Origin of the sequence: Yinghuangia aomiensis (assembly GCF_039542225.1) — a bacterium.
In the GTDB taxonomy this organism is placed as follows: Bacteria; Actinomycetota; Actinomycetes; order Streptomycetales; family Streptomycetaceae; genus Yinghuangia; species Yinghuangia aomiensis.
In genome coordinates, this window is record NZ_BAABHS010000009.1 from 302998 (window position 1) to 313537 (window position 10540).

10 protein-coding genes are annotated in these 10540 nt (G+C 73.1%); 9 read left to right on the top strand and 1 reads right to left on the bottom strand.

Translation table 11 applies throughout. The features are described 5' to 3' along the window. Positions 1-25: 25 nt before the first annotated feature. Positions 26-499 carry a metallopeptidase family protein gene (locus ABEA93_RS15105; RefSeq protein ID WP_345676024.1) on the bottom strand — a complete coding sequence of 158 codons (474 nt, stop codon included), beginning with the start codon at positions 497-499 and terminating at the stop codon, positions 26-28. Positions 500-588: 89 nt separating this feature from the next. On the opposite strand from ABEA93_RS15105, the gene ABEA93_RS15110 reads away from it, so the two are divergent. From ABEA93_RS15110 to ABEA93_RS15150, 9 genes are all read left to right on the top strand, one after another. Further along, entirely contained in the window at positions 589-969 is a 381-nt protein-coding gene (locus tag ABEA93_RS15110) for a DUF3499 domain-containing protein (protein ID WP_345676025.1), read from the top strand. 129 nt (positions 970-1098) lie between these two features. Next, the gene (locus tag ABEA93_RS15115; RefSeq protein ID WP_345676026.1) at positions 1099-2445 is read left to right on the top strand and encodes a phosphomannomutase/phosphoglucomutase; all 1347 of its coding nucleotides are present in this window, start codon (positions 1099-1101) and stop codon (positions 2443-2445) included. A 135-nt stretch (positions 2446-2580) separates the two neighbouring features. After that, on the top strand, positions 2581-2784 hold the full coding sequence (locus ABEA93_RS15120; RefSeq protein ID WP_345676049.1) for a Trm112 family protein: 204 nt from the start codon (positions 2581-2583) through the stop codon (positions 2782-2784). Next, positions 2781-3938, top strand: a complete 1158-nt coding sequence (locus ABEA93_RS15125; protein ID WP_345676027.1) for an SIS domain-containing protein — start codon at positions 2781-2783, stop codon at positions 3936-3938. Before ABEA93_RS15120 ends, ABEA93_RS15125 begins: the two co-directional genes overlap by 4 nt. A 2-nt stretch (positions 3939-3940) precedes the next feature. Next, positions 3941-5152 carry a mannose-6-phosphate isomerase, class I gene (gene manA / locus ABEA93_RS15130; protein WP_345676028.1) on the top strand — a complete coding sequence of 404 codons (1212 nt, stop codon included), beginning with the start codon at positions 3941-3943 and terminating at the stop codon, positions 5150-5152. Positions 5153-5270: 118 nt separating this feature from the next. Next, positions 5271-6197, top strand: coding sequence for a cation diffusion facilitator family transporter (locus tag ABEA93_RS15135; protein ID WP_345676029.1), 927 nt, complete (start codon positions 5271-5273; stop codon positions 6195-6197). Between the two features lie 243 nt (positions 6198-6440). Then, positions 6441-7880 (top strand): adenosylhomocysteinase, encoded by a 1440-nt coding sequence (gene ahcY, locus ABEA93_RS15140; protein ID WP_345676030.1) that lies wholly within the window; start codon positions 6441-6443, stop codon positions 7878-7880. A 664-nt stretch (positions 7881-8544) separates the two neighbouring features. Further along, positions 8545-9294, top strand: a complete 750-nt coding sequence (locus ABEA93_RS15145) for an HNH endonuclease family protein (protein ID WP_345676031.1) — start codon at positions 8545-8547, stop codon at positions 9292-9294. Positions 9295-9739: 445 nt separating this feature from the next. Then, positions 9740-10369, top strand: a complete 630-nt coding sequence (locus tag ABEA93_RS15150) for a hypothetical protein (RefSeq protein WP_345676032.1) — start codon at positions 9740-9742, stop codon at positions 10367-10369. Positions 10370-10540 lie beyond the last annotated feature (171 nt).

A 10540-nucleotide genomic window follows, 5' to 3' on the forward strand; every position in this document is an offset into this window, starting at 1 on the left:
CCGTCGCCCGTTCGCGGCCCGGCCGTCACTCGTCCGGGTCGACGGTCTCCGGGTCCAGCCCCAGCAGGTCCGCGACCTGCTCGACGAGGATGTCGTGGACGAGCATCTCCAGCTCGGTGCGGCTTTCCGCGCGCAGTTCCAGCGGCCGCCGGTACAGGATGATCATCGCGGTCTCGGTGGAGGTCGCCGGCACCATGCGCCCCAGCGCCACCGGCTCGTCGGCCAGCAGCTCGGTCTCCGCCTCGGGCACGTCCAGCACGGCGAACCGCACCCGCTCCAGCTCCGGCCACCGCTTGGTGAGCCGTTCGACGGAGTCGGACGCCAGGTCGTCGAACTTCTCCGCGCGGGTCAGTGCGATCGGCACCGGGCGCGGCGCGAGCGGCCCGCGCATGCCCCGGCCGTGGCGGTCCCGCCGGCGGCGCCGCGGCGGCCGGTCGGGGTGCGGACCGGACCCGGGGTCCTGGCCTGGAGTGCCGGAGTTGCCAGGATTACTGTGCACGCAATCGAGCATAGAGGCTGGCGGAGGCGACACGTGGGCCTGACGTGGGGCGTATGTGACCCGTGGGCCGCCGCGGTGCGGTACCGTCCATGCCCGTGAGCCCTGTACGTCGCTGTTCGCGGACTGCATGCGGCCGCCCTGCGGTCGCGACGCTGACGTACGTCTATGCGGACTCCACGGCGGTCCTCGGTCCTCTCGCGACTTATGCCGAACCGCACTGCTACGACCTGTGCGCCGAGCACTCCGAACGCCTCACCGCGCCGCGCGGCTGGGAGGTCGTGCGCCTCGCCCCGGACCCGGCCGCCGGGAAGCCCAGCAGCGACGACCTCGAAGCGCTCGCCAACGCGGTCCGCGAAGCCGCGCGCCCGCCCGTGCCGCCGCAGGCGCCCGACCAGCCCGAGCGGTCCGCGCACCCGGAGAGCAGCGGCCGGCGCGGCCACCTGCGCGTGCTGCGCTCGCCGGACTCCTGACGGACTGCCCGACCGGCCGATTCGCTTGCGGCGTCCGCTTCGCTAGTGTTTTACCGGCCCACGGGCCGACCGAAGCAGAGCCGACGCGGGGCCGGCAGTGCCGCCCCGCTGACCACGAGCGGAGCCCCGGTGCGCGACCTTTCCCAGATCGTGAAGGCCTACGACGTCCGAGGCGTCGTCCCCGACCAGTGGGACGAAAGCACCGCATACGCCCTCGGCGCCGCGTTCGCGAAGGTCACCGAAGCGGCCACGGTCGTCGTCGGCCACGACATGCGCCCCAGCTCGCCGGCGCTGTCCCGGGCCTTCGGCGAAGGCGCCGCGAGCCAGGGCGCCGACGTCGTCGAGATCGGCCTGGCCTCCACCGACGAGTTGTACTACGCGAGCGGCAGCCTCGACCTGCCCGGCGCGATGTTCACCGCGAGCCACAACCCCGCGCAGTACAACGGCATCAAGATGTGCCGCGCCGGGGCGTCCCCGATCGGCGCCGACACCGGCCTCGCGGAGATCCGCAAGCTCGCCGAGGACGGCGTCCCGTCGTACGACGGCAAGCCCGGCACGATCGGCGAGCGCGACGTCCTCGCCGGCTACGCCGAATACCTGCGCTCCCTCGTCGACCTCACCGGCATCCGCCCGCTCAAGGTCGTCGTCGACGCGGGCAACGGCATGGGCGGCCACACCGTCCCCGCGGTCCTCGCGGGCCTGCCGCTCGACGTCGTCCCCATGTACTTCGAACTCGACGGCACGTTCCCCAACCACGAGGCGAACCCGCTCGACCCGAAGAACCTCGTCGACCTCCAGGCCAAGGTCCGCGAGACCGGCGCCGACCTCGGCCTCGCCTTCGACGGCGACGCCGACCGCTGCTTCGTCGTCGACGAGAACGGCGACCCGGTGTCGCCGTCCGCGATCACCGCGCTGGTCGCCGTCCGCGAACTCGAGAAGCACCCCGGCGCGACGGTCATCCACAACCTGATCACCTCGTCGGCGGTCCCGGAGATCGTCCGCGAGCACGGCGGCAGCCCGGTGTGCACGCGCGTCGGCCACTCCTTCATCAAGCAGGAGATGGCCGAGACCGACGCGGTCTTCGGCGGCGAGCACTCCGCGCACTACTACTTCCGCGACTTCTGGCGCGCCGACACCGGCATGCTCGCCGCGATGCACGTCCTCGCCGCGCTCGGCGGCCAGGACGGCCCGCTGTCCGACCTCGTGTCGTCGTACAACCGCTACGTCGCCTCCGGCGAGATCAACAGCGAGGTCGCCGACCAGCACGCCGCCACCGAGAAGGTCCGCGCGGCCTACGCGGGCAAGCCCGGCATCGTCGTCGACGACATGGACGGCATGACCATCGGCGGCGACGACTGGTGGTTCAACCTCCGCCCGTCCAACACCGAGCCGCTGCTGCGCCTCAACGTCGAGGCCAAGGACACCCCGACCATGGAGGCGCTGCGCGACGCCGTCCTCGCCCTGGTCCGCGGCTGAGACCCGCGGCCGGGCCCGGCGCCCTCGGCGCCCGGGCCCGGCCTGCCGCGTGTTGCGCGGCGGAACCAGTCAGTAGGGTGTGACGTTGACCGTACGCCCATGCACAGCACCTGCACCGTCCCCGTGGGAGAAGCCTTGAAGCTCGAACCCTCGCTCCTGGCGATCTTCGCGTGCCCGGTGTGCCACGCACCGCTGCGCGCCGACGAGTCCGCCGACGAGCTGGTCTGCACGTCGGACACGTGCGGCCTGGCCTACCCGGTGCGCGACGACATCCCGGTCCTGCTCCCCGACGAGGCCCGCCGCCCGGGCACCGCCGCGCACGGTTCCGGCCCGGCATGATCCCCGTCGACGAGGCGCTGCTCGACGACCCGGACGGGCTCGGCCGCGCGGACACCGGCCAGGCGCTCCTCGCGCTGGCCGGCGCCGGCGCGCAGGTGCGCCGCGCCGCGCTCGCGGCCGCCGAGTCCGGTATCCGGTCCGGCGTCGACCGCCCGCGCGTGCTCGCCGTCGCCGTGCCGGCCGCGTGCGGCCCGGCCGGCGCGGCCGTGACCGCGATCGGCGGCGCCTCCGCGGCCGTCCCGGTCGTCGAGGTCCGCGGCGGCGTGCTGCCCGGCTGGGCGGGCCCGCTCGACCTGCTGGTCCTCGCCGGTCCGCGCGGCGACGAACCCGAACTCCTCGCGCTCGCCGAACAGGCGTACCGGCGCGGCTGCGCGGTCGCCGCGGTGGCCCCGGCCGGATCGCCCGTCGACGGCGCCGCCGAGCAGTCCCGCGGCCTGCGCGTGCACGCGCTCGCCCGGGCCGCGGGCGGCCCCGAGAAGCTCGCGCCGCGCGACACGTTCTGGCCGCTGCTCACCGGGCTCCTGTCGATCGCGTACGCGATAGGGGCGTCGCCGTACGCGCCGGGCGAGGCGTTCGACGCGCTCGCCGACCGCCTCGACGCCGTCGGGCTGCGCTGCCGCCCGGCCGCCGGCACGTACGAGAACCCGGCGAAGGCGCTCACCCTCGACCTCGCGGGCACCGTCCCCGTGGTGTGGGGCACCGGCCCGGTCGGCGGCGTGGCGGCGGCCCGGTTCGCGGACGTGCTCGCGTCCGTCGCCGGCCTGCCCGCGCTGTCCGGCACGCTGCCGGAGGCGGCCGCCGCGGCCGGGAACCTCTTCGACGGTTCGCTCGGCCGCGCCGTCGCGGACACCGACGACTTCTTCCGCGACCGGGTCGAGGAACCCGAGCCGCTGCGGCTGCGCCCGGTCCTGCTCGTCGACGACGGCGCCGATCAGGCGCTGCGCCGCGCGGACGCGGTGCGGCGCGTGGCCGTCGACCTGGGGCTGCCGTACAACGAGATCACCGCGGAGGGCCGCGACCCGCTGGCCCGGCTCGGCGACCTGGTGGCGCTCGGCGACTTCGCCGCGGTCTACCTCGGACTGACCACCGGGCACGAGACGGGGGCGTCCGGGAGCTTCGCCGGGCCTGCCGGACCGGGGGACGGGATCAGATAGCCATGGACCGCCTGGCCAATCCGGTCCGCGTCTCCACGTGGGGCTCGACCACGGCCATCCCCGAGATACTCGGCGTCGCTCCCACGGGCGAGCCGCAGGCCGAGCTGTGGATGGGCGCCCACCCGGGCGACCCGTCGCACATCGACCGCGGCGCCGGGCCGCGTTCGCTCGCGGACGTGATCGCCGCCGCGCCGGAGGCCGAACTCGGTGCGGCGGTCGCCGAACGCTTCGGCGCACGGCTGCCGTTCCTGCTCAAGGTGCTCGCCGCGGAACAGCCGCTGTCGCTCCAGGTGCACCCCAACCCGGCGCAGGCCGCGGCGGGGTTCGCCGACGAGGAAGCGCGCCGGGTGCCGCTGGATGCGCCGTACCGCAACTACGGCGATGCCAGCCACAAGCCGGAACTCGCCTGCGCGCTCGGTGACTTGGAAGCGCTGTGCGGTTTCCGCGAGGTGCCGGGGACGGTGAAGCTGCTCGACCAGCTCGCGGTGCCCGAGCTGCAGCCGTGCATCGACGCGCTGCGCGGTTCGCCGGAGGCCGAGGGCCTGCGGTTCGCGATGACCCACGCGCTGACGCTGCCGGACGACCGGCGCGCGGTGGTCGTGGGGGAGGTGAAGGCGGCCTGCCTGCGGGTCGCGGACACGCCGTCGCCGTTCGCCGCCGCGTGCGCGGCGGTCGCCGACCTGGCGCACCGGCACCCGGCCGACCCGGGCGTGGTCGCGGCGCTGCTGCTGAACCACGTGCGGCTGGCCGACGGGGAGGCGGTGTACTTCGCCGCCGGGCTGCCGCACTCGTATCTGCGCGGCGTCTTCGTCGAGATCCTCGCCAACTCGGACAACGTGCTGCGGTGCGGGCTCACCGACAAGCACATCGACATTGCCGAACTGCTGCGTGTGCTCGAGTTCCGCGCCGGGCCGGTCGACGTGCTCAAGCCGGTCGAGGGCGTGGACGGCGAGCAGGTGTACCCGACGCCGGTGCCGGACTTCCGCCTCTCGCGGTTCGTGCTGGACGCGGCGGGCCCGTCCCGCGCGCTGCACTCCGCCGCGCCGCAGATCCTCCTGTGTACCGCGGGCGCCGCCGTGCTCGCTCCCGAGGGCGGGCCGGAACTCCGGCTGGCGCGCGGCGAGTCGGTGTACGTTCCGGCGGGCGATCCGCCGATCGCGGTCACCGGCGAGGGCGCGCTGTTCCGCGCGACGGTCCCGGGCACCGCCGGCTGACCAAGGGCCAATCCGGCCGTCCTCCGCCACGTTTTTACTCCCCGATGACAGAATGACCGCCGCAGCTTGGCCAACGGACCCGGTCGACGGGTCCCCGAGGGGACGGGGCGGTAGTCGGATGAGTGCGGGTGGAGGGACCAAGGCGGTCGTCGCGGCACTGGCCGCGAACCTCGGGATCGCGGTGGCGAAGTTCGTCGCCTTCGCCATCACGCGCTCGTCGTCGATGCTGGCCGAAGGCGTCCATTCGCTCGCCGACTCCGGCAACCAGGTGCTGCTGCTCGTCGGCGGCAAGCGCGCCAAGCGGGCGGCGACGCCCGAGCACCCGTTCGGGTACGGCCGCGAGCGCTACATCTACGGCTTCCTCGTCTCGATCGTGCTGTTCTCCGTCGGCGGCATGTTCGCGATCTACGAGGGCTACGAGAAGATCGCCCACCCGCACGAGCTGGAGAGCTGGTACTGGGCGGTGGGCGTCCTCCTGTTCGCGATCGTCCTCGAAGGCTTCTCCTTCCGGACCGCGATCGCCGAGTCCAACCAGCTGCGCGGCAACCTCAGCTGGGCGCAGTTCGTGCGCCGCGCCAAGTCGCCCGAACTGCCGATCGTGCTCCTCGAAGACTTCGGCGCCCTGATCGGCCTCGTCCTGGCGCTGCTCGGCGTCGGCCTGACCGTCGCCACCGACGAGCCGGTCTTCGACGGCATCGGCACCCTGTGCATCGGCATCCTCCTCGTCGTGATCGCGATCGTCCTCGCGCTGGAGACCCGCAGCCTGCTCCTCGGCGAGGCCGCCGACCTCGACACCATCCGCGCCATCGAGGCCGCGATGGTCGACGGCGACGAGGTCGAGAGCATCATCCACATGCGCACCCTGCACCTCGGCCCCGAAGAGCTGCTGGTCGCCGCGAAGATCGCCGTCAACCGCTCGGACACCGCCGCCGAGATCGCCGACGCCATCGACAACGCCGAAGCACGCGTCCGCGCCGCCGTCCCGATCGCCCGCGTCATCTACCTGGAACCGGACATCTACCGCGCCCCGGCCGCCACCGCCTGACCGGCCGCCCGGCCCGGCCGTGTCCGGCGCCGCCGCCGGGGCGAAGCACCCGCAAGTGCTAACGTCGATCCGAGCAAGGCGAATGCAGTCGCTGCGGACGGCAGTCAGAACCGCGCCGGTTTTGAGGGCATAGAAGGCCACCGACTGGATCGCGCCGCCAGGTGTGCGTACCCGCGCATGCCCGCGCACGGCGCGACCACGGTCTCCACCTCATCCACCGCACGAAAGCAGAGGACTGCCTTCATGACCTTCACCGACTTCAAGGTCGCCGACCTGTCGCTGGCGCCGTTCGGCCGCAAGGAAATCCAGCTCGCCGAGCACGAGATGCCCGGCCTGATGGCCATCCGCAAGGAGTTCGCCGCCGCGCAGCCGCTGGCCGGCGCCCGCGTCATGGGCTCGCTGCACATGACCGTGCAGACCGCCGTCCTCATCGAGACCCTCGTCGCGCTCGGCGCCGAGGTCCGCTGGGTCTCCTGCAACATCTTCTCCACCCAGGACCACGCCGCCGCCGCGATCGCCGTCGGCCCGAACGGCACCGTCGACGACCCGCAGGGCGTCCCGGTGTTCGCCTGGAAGGGCGAGACGCTCGACGAGTACTGGTGGTGCACCGAGCAGGCGCTGAACTGGCCGGGCCACGACGGCCCGAACATGATCCTCGACGACGGCGGCGACGCCACCCTCCTCGTGCACAAGGGCGTCGAGTTCGAGAAGGCCGGCGCCGTCCCGGCGACCGCCGCGGACGATTCCGAGGAATACGCGGTCATCCTCGGCGTGCTGCGCCGCAACCTCGCCGAGAACCCCGGCAAGTGGACCGCGATGGCCCCGCACATCAAGGGCGTCACCGAGGAGACCACCACCGGCGTGCACCGCCTGTACGAGATGTTCCAGGCCGGTTCGCTGCTGTTCCCGGCGATCAACGTCAACGACTCGGTCACCAAGTCGAAGTTCGACAACAAGTACGGCTGCCGCCACTCGCTCATCGACGGCATCAACCGCGCCACCGACGTGCTCATCGGCGGCAAGGTCGCCGTCGTGTGCGGCTACGGCGACGTCGGCAAGGGCTGCGCCGAGTCGCTCCGCGGCCAGGGCGCGCGCGTCATCGTCACCGAGATCGACCCGATCTGCGCGCTCCAGGCGGCGATGGATGGCTACCAGGTCGCCACGCTCGACGACGTCGTGGAGGTCGCCGACATCTTCGTGACGACGACCGGCAACAAGGACATCATCCTCGCGTCGCACATGGCGAAGATGAAGCACCAGGCGATCGTCGGCAACATCGGCCACTTCGACAACGAGATCGACATGGCCGGCCTCGCGAAGACCCCCGGCATCGTCAAGGACGAGGTCAAGCCGCAGGTCCACACCTGGACGTACCCGGACGGCAAGACGCTGATCGTGCTGTCCGAGGGCCGCCTGCTCAACTTGGGCAACGCGACCGGCCACCCGAGCTTCGTGATGTCGAACAGCTTCGCGAACCAGACGATCGCGCAGATCGAGCTGTTCACGAAGACCGAGGAATACCCGATCGGCGTGTACACGCTGCCGAAGCACCTCGACGAGAAGGTCGCGCGCCTCCACTTGGACGCGCTCGGCGTGAAGCTGACGACGCTCTCCGAGTCGCAGGCCGCCTACATCGGCGTGCCGGTCGAGGGCCCGTACAAGCCGGAGCACTACCGCTACTGAGCCCGGCTGACACCGCCGCGAAACCCCCGACCGCCCCGACCGGTTCGCCCCGGCCGGGGCGGTCGCACGCCGCGGGTGGGCGCGTCCCCGCCACGGGACACGCCCACCCGCGGCATTTCCGGAGGAAAGCCGCTTTCCGGGCTAGAGTCTGAGCTGCCCGGGCCGTCCCCGAACCCGCCCGCTCCGCGGCCGGATTCGCCCCCGCCGGATCCGGGACCACGCGAGCGACCCGGGAAGGCGACACGATGCGCAACCGGCTGGACGCGTGGGCGGCCCTCGCGGAGTGCCTCCAACTCGTACCGCTGACGGCGGACTCGGGAATCGTGCCGCCGGGGTGCGACCCTGCGGCGGGACCCACGCCTTCGTCCTCCTCGTCGGCGCCCTCGTCGCCGCGGCCGCCGGGCAAGCCGCCCGCGGCGCCGGGCAAGACGCCTTCCTCTCCCACCCCCGCGGCCTCCCCGACGCGGCCCGCCCAGCCGTCCGGCGACCCGCCCGAGGGGTGACCCACGTCGTGCCGAAAGCCCCCGCCGGGAACTCATCCTCCCGACGGGGGCTTTCGCACATGCCGACGCAGTGCCCACGCTGAGCCCAACACATCAGCGCCCGCACCGCAGCGAGACCCGCGGTGCGGGCGGCCACAACTCCATCGAAGGAACTCGGGGACATGCGCAAGACACGCCTCATGGCGGCCGGAATCGCCATGGCCGCACTCGCCCTTGCCGGCTGCAACAAGTCCGACGACACGGTCGCCCCGCAGGGCGCGGCCCCCGCCGCACCCGGGGGCCCGGCCACCGCACCCCTGGCCAACGCCGACGGCACCGGCCGCGGCCTCGCCCCGGTCACCAGCGCCGCGGACAAGGCGGCCGGCCGGGCCCTCATAGACAAACTCCGCACCGCACCGAACGGCCCCAAGACCGGCTACAGCCGGGACCAGTACGGGACGGCGTGGTCCGACAAGGCGAGCGGCGTACCGCTGAGCGGCAACAAGTGCGACACCCGCGACGACATCCTCAAACGGGACGGCGCGAACATCCAGTACAAGGACAAGGCATCGTGCGTGGTGTCGACGATGACGCTGCCGGACCCGTACACCGGCAAGGACATAGCGTTCACGAAGAGCAAGGCGAGCACGGTCCAGATCGACCACATCGTCCCGCTGAGCGCGAGCTGGCAGATGGGCGCCGACAAGTGGCCGGCCGCCAAGCGCATGCAACTCGCCAACGACCCGCTCAACTTGCTGGCCGTCGACGGCCCCACCAACGGCGGCAAGGGCGACTCGATGCCCGCGGCATGGCTGCCCCCGAACCCGAACATCCGCTGCGCGTACGTGATCCGGTACGCGCAGGTGTCGCTGAAGTACGACCTGCCGGTGACCCCGGCGGACAAGACGGCGATGGCGGGGGTGTGCGGGTGAGCTGAGGGCGGCGGGGCGCGAGGGTTGTGGACGGCCGGGCGCGCGGGCGGTCGTCGTCGAACCGGCCGCGCGGCCGCGCCCCCGGCCGCGTCGGCGCGAGCTGCGAGCGGTTCGCTCCGGGCGGCCAGTACGACCGCCCGCTCGGGGCTGGGACGCGGGCGGTTGGCAGCGGGGCGTGGGGGAGTGTCGCGGGCGTGGTCTGCGGTCGTGGGGGGTGCGGCCGTTGACGGGTGTGGGGCGACGGCGGCCTGGGTCACAGGCAAGCTGTGGCCGTGCATGCGTTGGTGGTCGACACGGTCGATGCGCGTGCGTGGTGGGACGAAGCAGTGTGGGCCTTCTGCCGCCGACCTTTCGCCGCCGTGCCGTCGCGGCGGTCTTCCCTGCGCTCGTGCCGCCTTGCCACGCGACCAACGTGCTCTGATCCCGACCGCCTAAAGTCGACCGCATGCCGACCGGCCGATATTCGTTCCACGACCCGCATGACGGGGCTCCGCTCGGCGGCGAGCGGTTCCGGTGTGCGCCGGGTCCCGCGGGGTGGCGCTACACGGCCAGTGGCGAGGACGGACGCGGGGGCATCGACCTGACCCTCGACGCCCGGGGCCGCCCGCTGCGGCTCGATGTGTCCGCGGGCGGGTGGCGGGTGCGCGGCGGCGCGACGGTCGTCGAGGGTGCGGCGGGGGTGGCGTGGATCCGCGTCCCGGCGGATCCGGCTCAGGCCGCCGCCGCACCGGTACCTGCGGAAGCCGAGGCGCGCGCGGTCGCGTTCACCGGTCGGTCGCCGGCTTTCCTGGTGGCGACGGCGCGCCTGCTCGGGCTGACGGTGGGGGACTCGGTCCGGGTGCGCCTGGTCGACCTGACCGAGCCGTCGTTGGCAGCGCACCCGTGCGACCAGGCCTGGGCGTTGACCGGCATCGAGGAACACCCGACTCCCACGGGTCCCCTCCCGGTCGCCCGCTACGAGGTCGCCGACCTGGCGACGGGGACGCGTGGAGTGGTCCACCTCGCAGGCGACGTGGTCTTGGCCGCACCGGGCGTCGAACTGGAGGACCTGGAGGGCCCACCGAACTTCGGGTGAGGACGGGGCGAGCGACGGCCCGGCACGGGCCGCTCGCTCGTGGGGCTCGCTCGTGGGGCTCGCTCGTGGGGCTCGCTCGTGGGGCTCGCTCGTGGGGCTCGCTCGTGGGGCTCGCTCGTGGGGCTCGCTCGTGGGGCTCGCTCGTGGGGCTCGCTCGTGGGGCTCGCTCGT